This is a genomic window from Pacificibacter maritimus (assembly GCF_003814915.1).
Taxonomy (GTDB): Bacteria; Pseudomonadota; Alphaproteobacteria; order Rhodobacterales; family Rhodobacteraceae; genus Celeribacter; species Celeribacter maritimus.
This window is the reverse complement of sequence record NZ_RKQK01000001.1, coordinates 193,477-213,657: the sequence shown is the minus strand read 5'-3', so window position 1 is coordinate 213,657 and position 20,181 is coordinate 193,477. Positions and strand designations below refer to the sequence as shown.

Below are 20,181 nucleotides of genomic sequence, written 5' to 3'. Positions count from 1 at the left end.
TATGTGTGGTATTGTCGGTGTCTTGGGCAAGCATGAAGCTGCCCCTATTTTGGTTGAAGCACTCAAACGTCTTGAATATCGCGGCTATGACAGCGCTGGCATCGCGACTGTGAACGCAGGCGTGTTAGATCGCCGTCGCGCGGTCGGCAAATTGGTTAATCTATCCGATGAGTTGGTGCATAATCCTTTGGCGGGTAAATCTGGCATTGGCCACACCCGTTGGGCCACACATGGAGCGCCGAGCGTCACAAATGCCCACCCGCATAAGGCGGGCCCTGTGGCCGTTGTGCACAATGGCATCGTCGAAAATTTCCGCGAATTGCGCGAAATGCTGGCCACAAAAGGCTATAAATTCGTCACAGAAACAGACACAGAAACCGTCGCGCTTTTGGCGCAAAGCTTTGTTGATGCTGGAAAATCCCCGATTGAGGCGGCCAATGCGACGATTGATGCTCTCACAGGTGCTTTCGCTTTGTGTTTCTTGTTCGAAGGCCAAGATGATCTGATGATCGCAGCGCGCAAAGGGTCGCCTTTGGCCATCGGCCACGGGGACGGCGAAATGTTTATTGGCTCCGATGCCATCGCGCTGGCTCCTATGACGGATCAAGTGACCTATATGGAAGAAGGCGACCGCGCGATTCTGACACGCACCAGCCTTGAAATTTTCGATGAAAGCGGTGCCCAAGTGCAACGCGCCCGCCGCGAAATTAAGATCGATGCAACGCGGATCGAAAAAGCGGGCCACAAGCATTTCATGTCAAAAGAAATTGCCGAACAGCCCACTGTGATTTCCGAGGCGTTAAATTTCTACATGTCTGAAGACGGCGGGTCGGTTGTTTTGCCCGATCCCGACATTGATTTCACGCAATATGACCGCATCGTTATGGTGGCCTGTGGCACGGCATTCTACGCCTGTTTTACCGCCAAATACTGGTTCGAACAGATCGCTAAAATCCCCGTCGAGGTCGATATTGCGTCCGAATTCCGCTACCGCGAAGCGCCGATCAGCCCACGCACTTTGGCAATCTATGTCAGCCAATCGGGCGAAACGGCAGACACTTTGGCCGCTTTGCGCTACACAGCGGGCAAAGCCGCCAGTATTTTGACCGTGACCAATTCCAGTGAAAGTTCGATGGCGCGCGAAAGCGATATGTCTTTGCCTATTTTGGCGGGTGTCGAAGTGGGCGTGGCCTCGACAAAAGCGTTTTCGTGCCAGCTCACAGTGCTGTTGATGCTCGCCTTAAAAGCCGCACAAGATCGCGGCGCGTTAAGCGATGAAGATGTCAAAACCCAACTGACGCATTTGCGCAGTTTGCCTGGCCTTTTGAACGTGGCACTGGAACAAAGTGACGCCATTGCCAATGTTGCAGCCCAGCTGGCCGAATCAAGTGACATTTTGTTTTTGGGCCGTGGCGCCATGTATCCTTTGGCTCTTGAAGGCGCTTTAAAACTGAAAGAAATCAGCTACATACATGCAGAGGGCTATGCCTCAGGCGAATTGAAACACGGACCTATTGCGCTTGTCGATCAACACACTCCGATCATCGTCTTGGCCCCACGTGACAAGCTGTTTGAAAAAACCGTGTCCAACATGCAAGAAGTCATGGCACGGGGCGGCAAAGTCTTGTTGATTTCTGACGAACAGGGATTGAAAGAGGCAAGTGACGGCGTTTGGCAAAGCATTCAAATGCCAACTGTGCCCGATGCCTTGGCCCCAATTTTATACGCCGTTCCCGCGCAACTTTTGGCCTATCATACAGCCGTTGCCAAAGGCACAGATGTGGATCAACCGCGTAATCTGGCGAAATCTGTGACAGTGGAATAGGCGCTGGCCCTATTCTATTTCGCTAGGGCTTGGCGCCAAAATTATCAACTGGCGCAAACCCAATTTGGATTCTCCTCTAGCCAGCGCGTAAAGCGTGCTATAGGAGACAAAGCTTGCCGCAGGATATGCGTCTTTTGCCTTACTTTGTCTCGAAAAAGGACACTCTGATATGACACCCGAAACTGCAATTGATGCACTCAATGCCGAAGCGGATGAAGCACGCGCTGCGAAACAGAAATCTCACTTTGGTGCCTCCAACACCTATATTGGTATTGCTCCAGGTCGTTTGGAAGATATGGCCCGCGCATGGCGCAAAGAAGTGGCCTTTCCCGAACGTCTAGAGCTTGCAAATGCTTTGTGGATGTCTGGCATTTTCGATGCGCGTTTGATGGCTGCGAAATTGCTGACCCAAGCACGGATCAAAGACGACCAAGATGTTTGGGCCCATATCACCGATTGGTTGGCACAGGCGACCACTTGGGCAGAAATCGATGCGCTATGCTCTGCGGGTCAACGCCGTCTGGCGGCAGACAATTCACGCATAAACAAAGTCTACAAGTTGATGCGCCACGAAGATGCTTTGCAGCGCCGCGCAGCTTTGGGTTTGACTGAATTTTTGGCAAAAGCCCCCCACCCCTCTGAGCGTGAAACCATCGCGATTGATCGTATTTGTGAGTGGCTGCCCGATGCCATTGCTGATGAAAGTAAAGATGTGCACCGCACGGCACAGTCTTGGCTGCGCAGCTTGGCGAAACACGATTACAAGCGCGCGCGTGCGATTTACCGTGGTCCCCAAGATGACGCGGGTGATGACCTTGACGCGGATGATGATATCATCGCTCACGACGAATAAGACAGCTAAAGTTTGCGCAGATTTACGTGAGATGGCGCTTGGCTCTTTAGGTCAAGCGCCTTAGTGTTTTAGAATGACGCAAACCTTGACACATAGCCCCAATACGACACCGCGCTTGATTGACCCTTTTGCGCGTGAAATTAATTATTTGCGCGTATCTGTGACAGATCGCTGCGATTTTCGCTGTGTCTATTGCATGGCTGAAAACATGACGTTTTTACCCAAAAAAGAATTGCTGACGCTAGAAGAGCTGGACCGCATGTGTTCAACCTTTATCGGGCTTGGCGTCAATAAGTTACGGATCACGGGCGGTGAACCTTTGGTGCGCCGCGATATCATGTCATTTTTCCGCGCAATGTCGCGCCATCTTGAGAGTGGCGCCTTACATGAATTGACCCTGACCACCAACGGATCACAGTTAGAACGTTTTGCGGATGACCTGTTTGCAGCTGGCGTGCGTCGCATAAATGTATCGCTGGACACGCTGGATGCCGATAAATTTGCCCGTGTTACACGCTGGGGGAAGCTGGAACAGGTTTTGCGCGGCATTGAGGCCGCGCGCAAAGCTGGATTGCGGGTCAAAATCAACACTGTCGCTTTGAAAGGTTTTAACGAAGACGAAGTGTTTGAACTGACGCAGTGGTGCGCTGCCAATGACATGGACCTGACCTTCATCGAAGTCATGCCCATGGGCGATTTAGGCGGCGAAGACCGCGTTGGGCAATATTGGTCACTCGAAGATTTGCGCAAGCATCTAGCAACAAAATACTCGCTTACGCAATTGAGCGAGCGCACGGGCGGCCCTGCGCGCTATGAACGCTTGGATGAAACGGATCAAAAGATCGGTTTCATCACGCCTTTGACACATAATTTTTGCGAAAGCTGCAACCGCGTGCGCATGACCTGCACGGGCGAATTGTTTATGTGTTTGGGCCAAGAAGACAGCGCATCTTTGCGCGATATTATGCGCAGCTCGGCCAGTGATGCGCCTTTGATTGCGGCAATAGAAGCAGCGATTGCCCGCAAACCTAAGGGGCATGATTTCGATTATTCACGTCAGGTGGAAGGCGGGAAAATGACCCGCCACATGTCGCATACTGGCGGATAAATCTCAGGCCCACGGGCTAGACATCCGTTTGAGCACAGCTATATTTGAGCTGTGAGGACGACCTCCCCCAAAAACAGGGCTTGGACCTGATGCGGGTATAATCACTGGGACGACCCAGAGGAACAAGAGGTCATGATGCGCAGCACTGCAGATAGAATTCGCCATGTCGTTAGCTTTGAAATTATCGGGCTGCTGTTGGTTATCCCATTGGCATTATACGGCTTTAATATGAAAGTTGGCGATATAGGTGTGGTCGCCATTGCGATTTCATTGATCGCCACCCTGTGGAATTACATCTTCAACATCCTGTTTGACCGTGCTTCAAAACGGCTGCGCGGCACGGTTCACAAAACCCTGCCTTTGCGGGTGTTGCACAGTTTTCTGTTTGAAGTTGGGCTATTGATTGTCACCCTCCCCCTGATCGCGCTCTATCTGCGGATCAGTCTTTGGCAGGCTTTGGTTTTGGACATCAGCTTGATCGTTTTCTACGTGATCTATGCTTTCGTCTTTAACTACCTCTATGACAAGATTTTTCCATTACCGAAAAACGCCTGACTGCCACGCAAAAGGGCTATCCCCTTAGGCGACAGGTAATCGGCTTTCAACCATTTCGGCATACCACGAGGCCCCAATGGGCAGAATTTCATCATTGAAGTTGAACTTAGGGTGATGCACAGGGGCACTGTCACCATTGCCAACCAAAATATAGGCGCCAGGGCGTTCTTCTAGCATATAGGCAAAATCTTCACCGCCCATCACCAAAGGCGCGTGGTCGCATGAGCCCGCAACCTTGGTGGCGGCTTCAATCGCGTATTGAGTTTCACGCGCGTGGTTCACCATAACAGGATAGCCCAACTCGTAATCGACGGTAATCTCAGCCCCAAATGTGGCGGCTATACCTGCGGCGATGGCCTCAACCCTGCGTTGCCCTTGTAGGCGCACATCTTTATCGAGGCTGCGCACCGTACCGCGCAAATCAACAAATTGCGGCAAGACATTATGCGCTTTCGATGAGGTTTCAAATGACGTGACTGAGACAACGATCTGTTCGGTCGGGTCCACATTGCGCGCTGCGATGGTTTGCAAGGCAACCACCAGATGCGAGGCCACAACGGTGCTATCGATGGCTTCATGGGGCTTGGCCGCATGGCCGCCCTTTCCTTCGACTTTAATTGTAAACTGATCTGTTGCAGCGAAAAAAGGACCAGTGCGGATGGCAAACTGACCCAATGGCTGACCAGGCCAATTGTGCATGCCGTAGACTTCGTCGATGTTCCAGCGGCTCATCATACCGTCTTTACACATCTCAAGACCGCCACCGCCGCCTTCCTCTGCGGGCTGAAAGATCACCACGCAGGTGCCGTCAAAGTTGCGGGTTTCTGCCAAATATTGCGCAGCGCCCAACAGCATTGAAGTATGCCCGTCATGACCACAAGCATGCATCACACCAGCGTTGGTCGATGCATATTCAGCGCCAGTTTCTTCTAAAATCGGCAAGGCATCCATATCAGCACGCAGGCCAATCGTGCGACCAGAGACTGTTTGACGCCCCTTAATCACGCCAACAACCCCCGTGCGGCCGATGCCTTCGACAACCTCATCACAGCCAAACTCGCGCAATAGATCTGCCACTTTTTTCGCCGTGCGGTGCACTTCAAACAACAGTTCAGGATGCGCGTGAATGTCTTGACGCCATTCAGCGATTTGTGGCTGCATATCAGCAAGGCGGTTTTTTACAGGCATGGTCAGCTCCGAAATTCAACAACAAAACTAGCAATAAGCTGTTGTCCTGAAAGCGCAAGAGGCACGCGCATGGGACGGCATATCAAGACCGATGCAAGCTAGATTTACGCCAAAGTGGTCGCGAGTGCGCGATCCATCAGCATTTTGATCTCAGCCTCGTTGGTGCCCGCAACAATACGGCCAATTTCTGCATCGCCTTTCAAAACGATCAAGGTCGAGCGACGCGGCACGTTCAAGCGCTTGACCAAATCAGAACGGCCGAATTCATCCCAATCGACATCAATGAAGACCACCGATTTTTCATAGGCAGGGTTTTCAGCTTTCAGCTTTTCGATAACACGTTCTTGGGCCGCACATGTGGTGCACCATGAGGCTTTGAAATCCAAGAACACTGTTGCACCAGCGGCCAGTTCAGTGGCAACCAACCCTTCAACATAGGGAACAGCTGCAACCAAAGGCGTTGCCGCAAAAGATGTAGAAACAAGCGCAGCACTTGTGAGAATAAAATCACGGCGTTTCATAGGTTACAAATCTCCTGTAGGTTACAGCGAAACAGATAGATCGATCAGCCAAGCGGGCAAGTTCTGGATCGCCCAGATTTCGATCACATGGTGAATTTTTAGTAAAAGCCCAAGGCCGACGACACAGAACACCGCCCCCAAAATCGGACGCGATTTTGCAGCAATCGCCTGCATCAACTTTTGGTTTTGCGACACCCACGACCGCGCGCCATAGCCTAGGCCAAGGATGAGTGTCGAAACACCCAGCGCAAAGGCGGTCATAATCAGCGCAGCCCGCCCTAAACTTTCCCCCTGCGACGCCAAAGCAATCGCGCCCCCCAAGGTTGGACCAATACAGGGGCTCCACACGATGCCAAGCAGGGCGCCTGTCCCGACCTGCCCCGCGACACTGCCACGTTGAAGCTGATCGATTTGAGCGTCAGCAGAATTGGCAAAGCGCGCAGTGAGGCTGGAAAAGCGTTCTGAAAGTGCGGGGACCAACAAGATGACGCCAAACACCAGCATCATCACGGCACCGATTTGCCCCAAACGCTGTTCATCCAAGCCGATGGCAAAGCCAAATGTGGTCACGAACATGCCGAAAACGACAAAAGACACGGACATACCCACGGCCATATAAAGCGGACCACCCCGCCCCGATTGCATCGCGCTCGCGAGCACAATCGGTAAGATTGGCAACACGCAGGGATTGATCAAGGTCAGCAATCCTGCGCCATATGCAAAGAGGTATTCCATGAAATCACCTTGGCACAGGCCGTGTTATCTGTCGTTAAACAAGGTCATAACAGGCGAACACATTTCAGTCAGTCTATTGAAATAATGGCATAAAAGATATGACATCGCGCAGTAGAAGGTGGGGAATAAAACAAGGATGAAAGTTTTTCTCGACTTTCTGCGCATTTGGCGCAACCATAGCGGGTAAGTTTTAATAGATTTCATCGACGTTGATGTCCAACAAGGTTGGTTCGCATGCTTCGCAGAGTAGACATTTATCACGATCTAAAAATTTCGATACTTACGCTGTCTGGCAACATGACAGCCAGTGCTGGCGCTGACCTGATCTCAAGCTATACATATCGGCCTGATTTTTCCGCAAGCTATCCGACATTGGTGGACGCACGCGAATTGACGGATTTCGATAGTCGGTATTTAGAAGTGTACCGCAGTTTTCTAAGTATCAACAAATCCTTTGATAGATTTGACGAAGATAGCAAAGTCATGATCTTGGTATCCTGCGAAGCCATTTATGGAATGATGCGCATGGCCGATCAAGTTGTGGACAGCATGAGCAATTTTCACCACGATGTGACCCTTGATGAAGCGCATGCTCTGGCATGGCTGGGACGCACGGAACCAACCGTTGAGGCGATCCATGTAAAGGGTCAAAGCCTCAGCAGCAGTGTCACCATTCAGCAAGCATAGCGCAGATCAATAGGCACAGCCAGAAATGCACAAAGGGCGCCCCGAAAGGCGCCCTTTTTAATCATTCAGCCTGATTTAACTTAGTCAATCTTAGGCAACAAAGCGTTCACTGAATCCTTGGCATCGCCATAGAACATACGTGTGTTTTCTTTGTAGAACAGTGGGTTTTCGATACCAGAGTACCCAGTCCCTTGACCGCGTTTTGATACGAACACCTGCTTGGCTTTCCAAACTTCCAACACAGGCATGCCCGCGATGGGTGAATTTGGATCTTCTTGCGCCGCAGGGTTCACGATATCATTAGACCCGATCACGATGACAACATCCGTTTCAGGGAAGTCTTCGTTGATCTCGTCCATTTCCATCACGATGTCATATGGCACTTTGGCTTCAGCCAAAAGAACGTTCATGTGACCTGGCAGGCGGCCAGCGACGGGGTGAATGGCGAAACGCACGTTTTTGCCTTTGCCGCGCAACTTGTTTGTGAGCTCAGACACAGCCGCTTGCGCTTGTGCAACCGCCATACCGTAGCCTGGCACGATGATAACGCTGTCCGCTTCGTTCAAAGCTGTGGCAACACCATCCGCATCGATCGCAACCTGTTCGCCTTCAACTTCCATTGCAGGACCAGTTGTGCCGCCAAAGCCGCCCAAGATCACAGAAACAAACGAACGGTTCATCGCCTTACACATGATGTAGGACAAGATCGCACCTGAAGAGCCAACAAGAGCGCCCACAACGATCAACAGGTCGTTGCCGAGTGAGAAACCAATCGCAGCTGCCGCCCAACCTGAGTAGGAGTTCAACATGGAGACAACAACTGGCATATCCGCGCCGCCGATACCCATGATCAAGTGGTAACCGATAAACAAAGCCGCCAAGGTCATGATGAACAGCGGGAAGAAGCCGCCTGTGTTAAAGTACCAGATCAAGCAGATCAGTGAGAGCGCCGCAGCGCCCGCGTTCAGCATGTGGCCGCCTGGAAGCTTAGAGGCGTTTGAAGACAATTTGCCCGCAAGTTTGCCGTAAGCCACAACAGAGCCCGTGAATGTCACAGCACCGATGAAGACGCCCAAGAACAATTCAACGCGCAGGATGTTGATCTCAACCGCTGATTTATGTGCAAGCAAGCCTGCAAAACCATCAAGTGTTTCGCGTGTGGCATGATCCATGCCCAAAACGCGACCCAATTCGATATGCGCGATCAAGCCGACAAAAACCGCAGCCAAACCCACAAGTGAGTGCATCGCAGCCACAAGTTGCGGCATTTCAGTCATTTGCACGCGTGTCGCCACAACATAGCCAATCGCGCCACCAGCGGCGATCAGCAAGAGGGACAAGAACCAAAGGCCAGCGCCCGGTCCCACAAGCGTCGCGAATACAGCCAAAGCCATACCCACGATACCATACCATACAGCGCGTTTTGCGCTTTCTTGGCCAGACAAACCACCCAAAGACAGGATGAAAAGAACCGCTGCGACCACATAGGCCGCTGTCGTAAATCCGAATTCCATAATCCTATACTCCTTAAGATTTCTGGAACATGGCAAGCATGCGCCGTGTGACGAGGAAGCCGCCAAAGATATTGATACCTGCCATAAAGACAGACAAAGCCGCCAATAGGATCACAAGGAAGGATCCTGATCCGATCTGCATCAAAGCACCCAAGATGATGATGGATGAAATCGCATTGGTCACAGCCATAAGCGGTGTGTGCAAGCTGTGCGCAACGCCCCAAATCACTTGGAAACCGATGAAGACAGACAGAACAAACACGATAAAGTGCTGCATAAAGCTGGCTGGCGCCACAAGGCCAACGGCCAGCAACAAAGCACCGCCAACGGCCAGCAAAGTGACTTGGTTTTTGGTTTGCTTTTTAAACGCGGCCACTTCTTCGGCGCGTTTTTCTTCGGGTGTAAGTTCTTTCACAGCCTCTTTAGGTTTGGCTGCGATGGCTGCAATTTTAGGAGGGGGCGGCGGGAATGTGATTTCGCCTGCGTAGGTCACAGTCGCGCCACGGATCACATCGTCTTCCATGTCGTGATTGATTTGACCGTCTTTTTCAGGGGTCAAGTCAGTCATCATGTGACGGATGTTGGTCGCGTATAAAGTCGAGGCTTGTGCGGCCATGCGCGATGGGAAATCTGTGTAACCGATGATGGTCACGCCGTTTTCTGTGACGATTTTCTCGTCCATCACGGTCAGCTTGCAGTTGCCACCTTTTTCAGCCGCCAAATCGACGATGACAGAACCAGGCTTCATGGCTGAAACCATGTCCTCTGTCCAAAGCTCAGGGGCTTCGCGGTTTGGAATAAGCGCTGTGGTGATGACGATATCAACCTCAGGGGCCAATTCACGGAATTTCGCAAGCTGGGCTTCGCGGAATTCTGGGCTGGACACTGAGGCATACCCGCCAGTTGCTGCGCCGTCTGCTTGTTCTTCTTCGAAGTCGAGGTAGACGAATTCAGCGCCCATGGATTCGACTTGTTCGGCCACTTCTGGACGCACGTCGAATGCATATGTGATCGCGCCAAGCGATGTGGATGTGCCGATCGCGGCCAAGCCAGCAACACCAGCGCCCACAACCAAAACCTTCGCAGGGGGCACTTTACCAGCGGCCGTGATCTGACCTGTAAAGAAACGCCCGAAGTTGTTTGACGCTTCGATCACCGCACGGTAGCCCGCGATATTGGCCATAGATGACAAAGCATCCATTTTTTGAGCGCGTGAAATGCGTGGCACCATTTCCATGGCAATCACATTGGCGCCTTTGGATTTCGCGGCTTCCATACCTGCGTCATTCGCCGCAGGGTTAAAGAAGGAAATCAAGGTCTTACCTTTGGTCAGACGCTTGAGTTCAGCCTCATTGGGCTGGCGTACTTTGGCAACGATGTCAGCGGCTTTCCACAATGCTGCGGCGGTTTTCACCACTTCGACACCCGCGTCGTTATAATCTTTGTCAGCAAAGCCAGCGAGCGCCCCTGCGCCCGTTTCAATCAAACAATCGTAGCCAAGCTTTTGCAGCTGTTTGGCACTGTCAGGCGTTAAGGCGACGCGCGCCTCGCCTTCAAATAATTCCTTAGGAACACCGATCTTCACGTATTTTTCCTCTTCTTCCCCAGTCAAAGTCTTTTGACGTCGCACAATCCCTAGCAGAAGTTTTTAGCAGCACAACATTGTTGCGCTAACATTCCGCGATAAACATGGTCAGCCAATTTTCTGCGGCATACCAGCGTCTTTTAGCCCGTATATCAAGCGCATTTACACATATCGCCGCAGATTAAAGCTGTGCCATCATAGTGAAATTCTATGTGGCCCAATCAAAAGTCACGTAGCGTCATAGCGCAAAGCAAAGGCGGGGGAAAGCGGAACTAACATATCAGGTCGATTTAACCCCGCCTGACAAAAGTTCACCCTACAGCTAGGTTTCTATCACCCCCGACGTCACGTGGGATTGGCAGTTCCGCGACAAGCGCGCTAGGATGAAACCATGAAGCTTCGCCCCCTCACCCAATCAGATGCCAAAGCCTGTGCCGAGGTATTTTATCAGGCTGTCCATATCGGCGCACAGTCTCACTATACGCAAGAGCAACGCTTTGCTTGGGCCCCCAGCGCCATGGATATTGATTTGTCCGCATATATCACAACGGGATTTTCCCTAGGTGCCACGCGCTTTGGGCGTTTGGTTGGCTTTTTTGTCATGGGCGATGATGGCCATATCGATTTTGCCTACGTTTTACCAAATGAGATGGGCAAAGGCACCGCGCGCGCGCTTTATGAGGCATGCGAAGCTGAGGCCCGAGCCAAAGGGCTGGAGGTCATAGATACCCAAGCCTCGCATCTGGCCAAAAGGTTTTTAGAAAAGCGCGGTTGGCGCGTGACAGCGCAACAGGTGATTATACGGAACGGTGTTGGGATCGAAAATTTCCGCATGGAAAAGGATTTGTCTGCGCGCGATAAGACTTAGTTTTGAGCGAGCGCATAGTCTTTTACTGCGCGTCCAAAGGCAGAAAACAAAGCGCGCGACACAGGATCAAGCGCGGCATTCCATTCGGGATGCCATTGAACCGACAGGGTAAAGCCCTTTGCATCCTTAATATATATAGCCTCAGGCGTGCCATCGGGCGCATAGCCATCAATCACAACCCGCGGACCCGCTGTTTTGATTCCTTGGCCGTGCAATGTATTTGTCATGACCTTGGTCGCCCCAAGTACTTTGTGAAACACGCCCCCTTCGCTCACGGTCACTTCGTGGCGTAGGGCAAACTTTTCCTCTGGCGTGCCATCAGGGGGCATGCGGTGATTGTCCCGCCCTGGCAAATCGCGAATTTCGGGATAAAGCGTGCCGCCCATGGCCACGTTCACCTCTTGGAACCCACGACAAATGCCAAATATAGGTTGACCGCGCTCCACACAGGCGCGCACCAAAGGCAGCGCAACCGCATCACGATCGCGATCAAATGTGCCATGCGCCTCGGTTGCTATTTCGCCGTATTCTTCGGGGTGCACATTTGGGCGCCCGCCTGTCAACATGAAACCATCACAGATTTCCAACAGCTCTTCGACCTGCATAATGTTTGGATCAGCTGGGATCACCAAGGGGACACAATCTGCCACCTGCGCAATGGCATCCACATTGATTTTGCCGCTGCTGACAACTGGATAATCCCCGTGTAACAGATCATTATTGCCGATAATTCCAACGATGGGCCGTGTCATGGGGGCATCCTTTCTTAGTCTTGCTCACTCAACATAGGCTTGAGCCAGATGAAGAAAAGCGAGATCGCCGCGCAGGGCCCTGTATAGAAACGCACATAAGAAATGTTGACGCAGATGACTAAGATTTAGGCACTCAGCGCAGCATCAAAGCTATCCGACCAAAGACAGTACCTTGCAGCTGCCACAGCCCCGCACTACGGTCAGGCCAACACAGATTCAGAGTAAAGTGAAAGTCCGGTATGACAGCCCTCGCCCCCCAAACGATTTTTCTAAAAGACTACGCTGAACCCCATCATTGGGTCGACACGGTGCATTTGACATTCAAACTTGCCCCGCGTGCAACGCGCGTGATGTCTAAGATCGTTTTCAAACCAAATGAGGCCAATACAGGCGATCTGATTTTGAACGGCGAGGATCTAACTTTGTTGTCCGCGCGCATCAATGGCGCGGCGATCCCACATGAGCAAACAGACAGGCATTTGATTGTGAAACAGGCAGATTTGCCTGATGGCCCTTTCACCTTCGAAGCAGAAGTGGAAATTTCACCAGAAACCAATACGGCACTAGAGGGGCTATATATGTCATCGGGCATGTATTGCACCCAATGCGAGGCCGAAGGGTTTCGCAAGATCACATATTACCCAGACCGCCCCGATGTGATGGGCGTCTTTACGGTGCGCGTCGAAAGCGATCTGCCCGTTATGCTGTCAAACGGCAACCCGCAGGCCTCTGGCGAGGGCTGGGCGGAATGGCACGACCCTTGGCCCAAACCTGCCTATCTTTTTGCCTTGGTGTCAGGCGACCTTTTGGCCCACTCAGGTCAGTTCACAACCATGTCTGGTAAAACCGTCGATCTGAATATCTACGTTCGCAAAGGCGATGAAGACAAATGTGCCTTTGGTCTGCAGGCTTTGATCGATTCCATGCGCTGGGATGAACAGGTTTACGGGCGTGAATACGACTTGGACATTTTCAATATTGTGGCCGTGGATGATTTCAACATGGGCGCTATGGAAAACAAGGGTCTGAACATCTTTAACAGCTCTTGTGTTTTGGCCTCTGCTGAAACATCGACGGATGCCACTTTCGAGCGCGTCGAAGGCATCATCGCCCATGAATATTTCCACAACTGGACAGGCAATCGCATCACCTGTCGCGATTGGTTTCAACTGTGTTTGAAAGAGGGCCTGACCGTCTACCGCGATCAAATGTTTTCGGGCGACATGCGCAGCCATGCCGTTAAACGCATTGAAGAAGTTCTGCAATTGCGTGCGCGCCAATTCCGCGAAGACAATGGCCCACTGGCCCATAATGTCCGCCCTGAAAGCTTTGTAGAAATCAACAATTTCTATACGGCAACGGTCTATGAAAAAGGCGCTGAAATCATCGGCATGCTGCGCCGTTTGATCGGGGATGAAGCCTATTACAAAGGCTGCAATCTGTATTTTGAACGCCATGATGGACAGGCCGTAACCATCGAAGATTGGATCAAAGCTTTTGAAGATGTGACAGGGCGCGATCTTACACATTTCCAACAATGGTATTCCCAAGCAGGCACGCCGCGCCTGTCTGTGACTGAAAGCTGGGCTGACGGCAGTTTGACGCTGACCTTTACGCAATCGACGCCCCCCACCCCCGGCCAAGATGATAAACGCCCACAAGTCTTACCCATTATGATCGGGTTGATCGCGCCAGATGGCAGCGAAGTGGTGCCAAACACAGTGCTGGAAATGACTGAAAGCACGCAGAGCTTTACCTTCGACAACCTCGCAGAACGCCCAGTGACGTCGATCCTGCGCGACTTTTCCGCGCCTGTGATTTTGCAACGCGACATTGACGCAAAGACACGCGCATTTTTGCTGGCCCATGACACAGACCCGTTCAATGTGTGGGAAATGGGGCGCATGTTGGCCAAAGACACATTGGTCGCCATGATCACCGAAGGCACGCCGCCGACGACAGACTATCTGGATGCGCTGAAAACGATGCTCAGCGATGAGACGAAAGATCCTGCGTTTCGTGCGCTTTGTCTGGCTTTGCCATCCCAAGATGATATCGCGCAAACGCTATTTGACGCAGGAACGACGCCTGACCCGATGGCGATTTATGAGCAACGCGAAGAACTGCGTCATATCTTGGCCAGCTTCTTGCAAGACATATTGCCAGACCTTTATGACAAAAACGATGCGGGTGCTTTCAAACCTGATGCCGAAGGGTCGGGCAAACGCGCCCTGCGCATGGCGGTATTGTCTTTGCTCACCTTGAATGACCAAGGCAAAGCCGCGCAAAAGCTGTTCGAAACAGCAGACAATATGACCGAACAGGCAGGCGCTTTGATGGCGCTTTTGTCTGCGGGTATAGGCCAAGAAGAATTGGCCAGTTTCTATGCTCAGTGGTTCCATGACCGTTTGGTGATGGATAAGTGGTTCATGATGCAAATCGCAGTCGCAGCCCCACTAGAAGCAGCGCATATCGCGCAAAATTTAACGCATCATTCTGATTTTGATATGAAAAATCCAAACCGCTTCCGTGCGGTCTTTGGCGCTTTGCAGGGCAACCATGGCGGTTTTCACGCCCCTGATGGCGCGGCCTACAAGCTTCTGGCCGATTGGTTGATCAAGCTGGATCCGCTCAACCCGCAAACCACCGCGCGTATGTGCGGGGCTTTCGAGACGTGGAAACGGTATGATGCAGATCGCCAAAGTATGATCAAGGATCAGTTGAAACGCATCTTGGGCACGCCGAACCTAAGTGGCGATACCACAGAAATGGTAACGCGTATTTTGGGGGCATAGCCGCTCGATTTTTAAACGCACAACTAAACGCACAAAGGGGGCCATCTGGCCCCTTTTTTATGCCGCCAGATTTAAATCGGCCCTGCCCTGCGTTCCTCGGACAAGAGCACATTGGCCTCGATATTGCCCACACCAGGCAGGGTCATCACCCGCCGCCTCAGCACGCGTTCGAAATCAGGTAAATCCTGCGCAACAACCCGCAGGCGGTAATCGTAAACCCCCAAAACATGCTGCACAGTTTGCACTTCGGGAATGGCGCTGACCGCCCGTTCGAAGTCTTCCAAAGACACGCGACCTTTGGTGGCCAGCTTGATACCCAAGAACACCGTCACCCCGACACCCAATTTTTCAAGGTTTAAATCAACACGGCGCGGTCCAAACACCCCTGCATCGCGCAGGCGCTTGATCCGCCGCCAAGTGGCAGGCTGACTTAAGTTGAATGCGCGCCCCAAAGCGCCAGCCGATTGGGTCGCATCAACGCATAGGGCTTGCATCAAAGCGCGATCAATATCATCCAGCTCCAGCATCACACAGGCACCTCTTGGCGGTCTTTGACTTGCGCCACATGCATAAGCGCTTCGATGTCTGAAATATGCGGCAGTGTCAGGATTTTATCGCGGTAAATCCGCTGATAATCCGCCATATCACGCGCGATCACCAAAAGGCGCACATCCACTTGACCTAAAAATGTACCGATAGAAATGACCTCAGGCACCCCACGCGCAGCCTCTATAAATTGATCAAAAGCACGCGGTTCGGTTTTGTCCAAGGTAAAGCGCAAGGACACTTCGACGGTATACCCCAGCGCGCGCCAATTGATTTCGTCGCGAATAGCAAGGATCACGCCGTTTTCACGCATCTTTTCCACACGGCGTGCAAAGGTCGCGGCCGTCACATTGGCACGGGCCGCCAAAATGGTCACCGCTTCCTCTGGGTCTGCTTGCAATTGACGCAAAATCCTGCGGTCCGTGTCATCTATCTGCATTAAATCACCATCTTTGCATTATATCACGAATGATTTTATCACAAACAACGGTAAATCGTCAAATTTTGAACTCGCCTTTGTTGTTTCATCCCCTATTATGCCCTCCAGACGATATAACCCATAAAAGGAGCGCCCATCATGCGCGTTTATTACGATCGCGATTGCGATGTAAATCTCATCAAAGAAGCTAAAGTTGCAATCTTGGGCTACGGCTCTCAAGGTCACGCACACGCGTTGAACCTGCGTGATTCTGGCGCAAAAAACCTTGTTGTGGCTCTTCGTGAAGGCTCTCCATCTGCGAAAAAAGCAGAAGCTGAAGGCCTCACTGTTATGGGTATCGCAGAAGCGGCTGCATGGTGTGACGTGATCATGTTCACAATGCCCGACGAACTTCAGGCAGAGACTTACAAAAAATACGTTCACGACAACATCAAGCCAGGTGCCGCAATCGCGTTTGCACACGGTTTGAACGTACACTTCGGCTTGATCGAGCCAAAAGAAGGCGTTGACGTGATCATGATGGCGCCAAAAGGCCCAGGCCACACAGTGCGCGGCGAATACACCAAAGGCGGCGGCGTGCCATGCCTTGTTGCTGTTGACACGAACTCAACTGGCAAAGCTTTGGAAATCGGCCTGTCATACTGTTCCGCTATCGGCGGCGGTCGTTCAGGCATCATTGAGACAAACTTCCGTGAAGAATGTGAAACTGACTTGTTCGGTGAGCAGGCTGTTCTTTGTGGCGGTATCGTTGAATTGATCCGTTGCGGCTTTGAAACACTTGTTGAAGCTGGCTATGCACCTGAAATGGCGTACTTTGAGTGTCTACACGAAACCAAACTTATCGTGGACTTGATCTACGAAGGCGGTATTGCGAACATGGACTACTCAATCTCTAACACAGCTGAGTACGGTCAATACGTGACTGGTCCGCGCATCTTGCCATACGAAGCAACAAAGAAAGCCATGAAAGAGTCTCTTGCAGACATCCAATCTGGTAAATTCGTACGTGACTTCATGCTTGAAAACGCTGTTGGCCAACCAACAATCAAAGCGTCTCGCCGTGCAAACGACGAGCACCTGCTCGAAGAAACTGGCGCAAAATTGCGCGCTATGATGCCTTGGATTTCCGCAGGCAAAATGGTCGACAAAGAGCGCAACTAAGCGATCTCACGCGACCATCGCGCAACATGTTTGAAAGGGCGTCCCTTGGGGCGCCCTTTTTCTTTGGCTCCGCGCAGACTGCGCGGTAGCGTGGCTTTAAGGTTTCAAATCCATAGGCCCATTATGCAAATCAAATCGTTTTTCACCGCCCTATCCGTGGCCCTTGCCCCGCTTGCAGCCACAGCAGATGGATCACTTGCCCCTGATGTTTTGCAAATTCCGCTGGCTTCACATCACTTTGGTGATTGGGGAGAGTCATCGGATTTCAATGAATTCAATCCGGGCGTTATTTTGACATGGGAAGACCGCTTGGCTGGGCTGAATTACAGCATCGGCGCCTACAAAGACAGCAAATCAGCCACTGCATTGCACCTGTCTGCTGCCAAAATGTGGGATATCGGCCAATACACACAAGCGGGCATTGTTGGCGCCTATATTCATTCATTCGGCGATGGCTACACGGGGATCGCGCCGTCTATACAACTGAACCACAAATATATTTTTGTGAATGTGGCCACAGGATATGATGATGATTTTTACGGTGTTGTCGGCACGGGCATCACAATTCCGCTGGGGCGCTAGGCGCGCAGACAAAACAACTTGAACGACAAAAGGCCCACGGGAAACCGCGGGCCTTTGCGTTTCATCAAACCAACGAAGGCGTTAGCGCGTGGCGCTTTCCACAGCGGCGACAATGCTATTCACAGCAGCGTTCAAAGTATCTTCATCACTGCTTTCAGCCATCACGCGGATCAAAGGTTCCGTGCCAGATTTGCGAATAAGCAAGCGCCCATTCCCTGACAGTTTGCTTTCTGCATCGTTAATCGCCCGTTTCACAGCGTCATTGTCCAGCGGTGTCTGCCCTGTCGCGTAGCGCACATTTTTCAACAATTGTGGTACGGTTTCAAAGGTTTGCGACAGCTCGGATGCCTTTTTACCCGTCTCGATCATCGCGGCCAAAAATTGCAGCCCCGCCAAAAGCCCATCGCCTGTTGTGGCATAATCGGTCATAACCACATGGCCCGATTGTTCGCCGCCCAAGTTAAACCCACCTTGGCGCATCCGTTCGACAACATAGCGGTCCCCCACGGCTGTGCGTTCGAGGCGCAGACCTTGTTCGATCAAATAGCGCTCCAACCCAAGATTTGACATCACAGTGGCCACCAAAGCGCCGCCTGCAAGCTTGCCTTGATCCGCCCAGCTTTTGGCCAATAGCGCCATCAACTGATCGCCATCTGCCACTTGGCCGTGTTCATCTAAAATCATCACACGGTCTGCATCACCATCAAGACAGATACCCACATCAGCCCCATGCGCAATCACCGCCTCGGCCGCAGTTTGCGGCGAAGTTGACCCACAATTGTCGTTGATATTGTAACCATTGGGCACAGTTCCAACGGGGATCACATCCGCCCCAAGTTCCCAAAGCACTTCTGGCGCGGTCTTATAGGCGGCTCCATTGGCGCAATCGATCACAACCTTAAGGCCCGCAAGGGTCATACCGCGTGGCAGCGTGCTTTTGATCCGTTCGTTATAGCGAAACCGCGCATCATCAATGCGTTTGGCACGCCCAATGTTGCGGGCCTGTGCGGGTTCGATTGTGCCCATCAAAAGGCGTTCGATTTCTTCTTCAGCCTCGTCGGAGAGCTTGAACCCATCAGGGCCAAAGAACTTGATACCGTTGTCTTCGGCAGGGTTATGCGAGGCTGAAATCATCACCCCCACATCTGCGCGCATCGACGTGGTCATCATACCAACCGCAGGGGTCGGCACGGGGCCGAGCAAAAACACATTCATCCCCGTCGAGGTGAAACCCGCGGTCATCGCCGTTTCAAACATATATCCAGACAGGCGCGTGTCTTTGCCGATGATGACACGGTGCTCACCACCGCCATCGCGGCGAAAATAGCGCCCCGCTGCGGCCCCAAGTTTGAGCGCCATCTCTGCGGTCATAGGACTGGAGTTGGCGCGGCCACGCACACCATCGGTGCCAAAAAACTTACGGGACATCGTTATATTCTCCACTGCTCGCGGCAAGCCACAGGGCAAGCGCTTGTTTTGTTTGTTTTATATCGTGAACACGCAGGACTTGCACGCCTTGAGCAACACCTTGCAAAGCAACAGCAATTGAGCCACCCAAACGTTGGATCGCATCAGGTTCCTGCCCTATCGCCCCGATAAAGCGTTTGCGCGAGGCACCGAGTAAAATGGCACAGCCAAGGCTGTGAAACAGGGAAATCCGTGACAGTATTTCAAGATTATGGGCAACCGTTTTGCCAAATCCGATACCGGGATCGACCATAATCTGGTCACGCGGAATACCTGCTGCTTCGGCCAATTTGATACGGGCGTCCAAAAAGTCGTAGACATCCAGCAACACGTTTTTATAGGCAGGATTGTCTTGCATGACTTCGGGATCGCCTTGGGCATGCATCAAACACACAGGCACGCGAGACTGGGCTGCAACTTTGGCCAAATCTGGATCATGGGTAAAGGCGTAAACATCGTTGATTAAAGTCGCCCCTGCTTGCACGGCATGATCCGCCACATCGGCTTTACGGGTATCAATCGACATGGGAACAGCGCTGACATCACGAATGGCACGGATGATGGGGGCTGTTCGGTTTATTTCATCAAGCGGGTCAACATAGGCAGCACCAGGGCGCGTGCTTTCGCCACCGATATCGATCATATCCGCGCCAGCCTCACACATGGTTAGGGCGTGATCGATGGCCGCTTGTGGCGCAATAAATTTGCCGCCATCGGAAAAACTATCAGGCGTAACATTCAAGATGCCCATCAAAGACACCTGCCCCATATCAAGACCTGCGATTTGCGCGCGGGGCTGCGTGAGACGGCTTAAAGCGTGGGGCGGGATGTCTTTTGCAGGCATAATCTGGGCGGCTTGATCACGTGCAAGACGTTCCACATGGGTGAACCAAGTCCATCCCCCAGCCAATTCCAATGCGCCGTCAGGACGGGTTGGCCCCGTTTGAACCAAAGGTCGGTAATAGAATGTCTCGTCAGGCATTTATGATCCTTTTGCGAC

The 20,181-nt window shown here is 52.1% G+C and carries 19 protein-coding genes; 9 read left to right on the top strand and 10 right to left on the bottom strand.

The features are described from left to right. Position 1: 1 nt before the first annotated feature. From glmS to EDD53_RS00910, 4 genes are all read left to right on the top strand, one after another. On the top strand, positions 2–1,825 hold the full coding sequence (gene glmS / locus EDD53_RS00925; RefSeq protein ID WP_123791332.1) for a glutamine--fructose-6-phosphate transaminase (isomerizing): 1,824 nt from the start codon (positions 2–4) through the stop codon (positions 1,823–1,825). Between the two features lie 169 nt (positions 1,826–1,994). Then, positions 1,995–2,678, top strand: a complete 684-nt coding sequence (locus EDD53_RS00920) for a DNA alkylation repair protein (RefSeq protein ID WP_123791331.1) — start codon at positions 1,995–1,997, stop codon at positions 2,676–2,678. Positions 2,679–2,751: 73 nt separating this feature from the next. Further along, entirely contained in the window at positions 2,752–3,786 is a 1,035-nt protein-coding gene (gene moaA, locus EDD53_RS00915) for a GTP 3',8-cyclase MoaA (protein WP_123791330.1), read from the top strand. A gap of 135 nt (positions 3,787–3,921) precedes the next feature. Further along, positions 3,922–4,341, top strand: a complete 420-nt coding sequence (locus EDD53_RS00910) for a PACE efflux transporter (RefSeq protein ID WP_123791329.1) — start codon at positions 3,922–3,924, stop codon at positions 4,339–4,341. Positions 4,342–4,365: 24 nt separating this feature from the next. Here EDD53_RS00910 and EDD53_RS00905 read toward each other — a convergent pair whose 3' ends face one another. The 3 genes from EDD53_RS00905 to EDD53_RS00895 form a co-directional block, all read right to left on the bottom strand. Next, entirely contained in the window at positions 4,366–5,529 is a 1,164-nt protein-coding gene (locus EDD53_RS00905; RefSeq protein WP_123791328.1) for a M20 aminoacylase family protein, read from the bottom strand. Between the two features lie 104 nt (positions 5,530–5,633). After that, positions 5,634–6,050, bottom strand: coding sequence for a thioredoxin family protein (locus EDD53_RS00900; RefSeq protein ID WP_123791327.1), 417 nt, complete (start codon positions 6,048–6,050; stop codon positions 5,634–5,636). Between the two features lie 21 nt (positions 6,051–6,071). Continuing rightward, a complete protein-coding gene (locus EDD53_RS00895; protein WP_123791326.1) occupies positions 6,072–6,785 on the bottom strand; it encodes a cytochrome c biogenesis CcdA family protein in 714 nt (237 codons plus the stop codon). A 234-nt stretch (positions 6,786–7,019) separates the two neighbouring features. Here EDD53_RS00895 and EDD53_RS00890 point away from each other — a divergent pair, with 234 nt between their 5' ends. After that, positions 7,020–7,472 carry a hypothetical protein gene (locus EDD53_RS00890; RefSeq protein WP_123791325.1) on the top strand — a complete coding sequence of 151 codons (453 nt, stop codon included), beginning with the start codon at positions 7,020–7,022 and terminating at the stop codon, positions 7,470–7,472. An 80-nt stretch (positions 7,473–7,552) separates the two neighbouring features. Here EDD53_RS00890 and EDD53_RS00885 read toward each other — a convergent pair whose 3' ends face one another. Both EDD53_RS00885 and EDD53_RS00880 read right to left on the bottom strand, forming a co-directional pair. After that, positions 7,553–8,986, bottom strand: coding sequence for an NAD(P)(+) transhydrogenase (Re/Si-specific) subunit beta (locus tag EDD53_RS00885; RefSeq protein WP_123791324.1), 1,434 nt, complete (start codon positions 8,984–8,986; stop codon positions 7,553–7,555). 13 nt (positions 8,987–8,999) lie between these two features. Then, the gene (locus tag EDD53_RS00880; RefSeq protein WP_123791323.1) at positions 9,000–10,571 is read right to left on the bottom strand and encodes a Re/Si-specific NAD(P)(+) transhydrogenase subunit alpha; all 1,572 of its coding nucleotides are present in this window, start codon (positions 10,569–10,571) and stop codon (positions 9,000–9,002) included. A 391-nt stretch (positions 10,572–10,962) separates the two neighbouring features. Between EDD53_RS00880 and EDD53_RS00875 the strand changes: the two genes are divergently transcribed. Then, positions 10,963–11,439 (top strand): GNAT family N-acetyltransferase, encoded by a 477-nt coding sequence (locus tag EDD53_RS00875; protein WP_123791322.1) that lies wholly within the window; start codon positions 10,963–10,965, stop codon positions 11,437–11,439. Here EDD53_RS00875 and EDD53_RS00870 read toward each other — a convergent pair. After that, on the bottom strand, positions 11,436–12,191 hold the full coding sequence (locus tag EDD53_RS00870) for a gamma-glutamyl-gamma-aminobutyrate hydrolase family protein (RefSeq protein WP_123791321.1): 756 nt from the start codon (positions 12,189–12,191) through the stop codon (positions 11,436–11,438). The two genes, EDD53_RS00875 and EDD53_RS00870, sit on opposite strands and share 4 nt — an antisense overlap. 239 nt (positions 12,192–12,430) lie before the next feature. On the opposite strand from EDD53_RS00870, the gene pepN reads away from it, so the two are divergent. Next, complete coding sequence (gene pepN / locus EDD53_RS00865) at positions 12,431–14,986, top strand: aminopeptidase N (protein ID WP_123791320.1); 2,556 nt, start codon at positions 12,431–12,433, stop codon at positions 14,984–14,986. 71 nt (positions 14,987–15,057) lie between these two features. Here pepN and EDD53_RS00860 read toward each other — a convergent pair whose 3' ends face one another. Continuing rightward, a complete protein-coding gene (locus EDD53_RS00860) occupies positions 15,058–15,513 on the bottom strand; it encodes an Lrp/AsnC family transcriptional regulator (RefSeq protein ID WP_123791319.1) in 456 nt (151 codons plus the stop codon). Further along, positions 15,513–15,971, bottom strand: coding sequence for an Lrp/AsnC family transcriptional regulator (locus EDD53_RS00855; protein ID WP_123791318.1), 459 nt, complete (start codon positions 15,969–15,971; stop codon positions 15,513–15,515). The genes EDD53_RS00860 and EDD53_RS00855 overlap by 1 nt, the downstream gene beginning before the upstream one ends. A 138-nt stretch (positions 15,972–16,109) precedes the next feature. Here EDD53_RS00855 and ilvC point away from each other — a divergent pair, with 138 nt between their 5' ends. Together ilvC and EDD53_RS00845 are read left to right on the top strand one after the other, a co-directional pair. Then, complete coding sequence (gene ilvC / locus EDD53_RS00850) at positions 16,110–17,132, top strand: ketol-acid reductoisomerase (RefSeq protein WP_123791317.1); 1,023 nt, start codon at positions 16,110–16,112, stop codon at positions 17,130–17,132. Between the two features lie 123 nt (positions 17,133–17,255). Next, positions 17,256–17,714 carry a hypothetical protein gene (locus tag EDD53_RS00845; protein WP_123791316.1) on the top strand — a complete coding sequence of 153 codons (459 nt, stop codon included), beginning with the start codon at positions 17,256–17,258 and terminating at the stop codon, positions 17,712–17,714. Positions 17,715–17,795: 81 nt separating this feature from the next. Here EDD53_RS00845 and glmM read toward each other — a convergent pair whose 3' ends face one another. Both glmM and folP read right to left on the bottom strand, forming a co-directional pair. Further along, on the bottom strand, positions 17,796–19,142 hold the full coding sequence (gene glmM / locus EDD53_RS00840) for a phosphoglucosamine mutase (protein WP_123791315.1): 1,347 nt from the start codon (positions 19,140–19,142) through the stop codon (positions 17,796–17,798). Continuing rightward, positions 19,132–20,163 (bottom strand): dihydropteroate synthase, encoded by a 1,032-nt coding sequence (gene folP, locus EDD53_RS00835; RefSeq protein WP_123791314.1) that lies wholly within the window; start codon positions 20,161–20,163, stop codon positions 19,132–19,134. Before folP ends, glmM begins: the two co-directional genes overlap by 11 nt. Between the last annotated feature and the right edge of the window lie 18 nt (positions 20,164–20,181).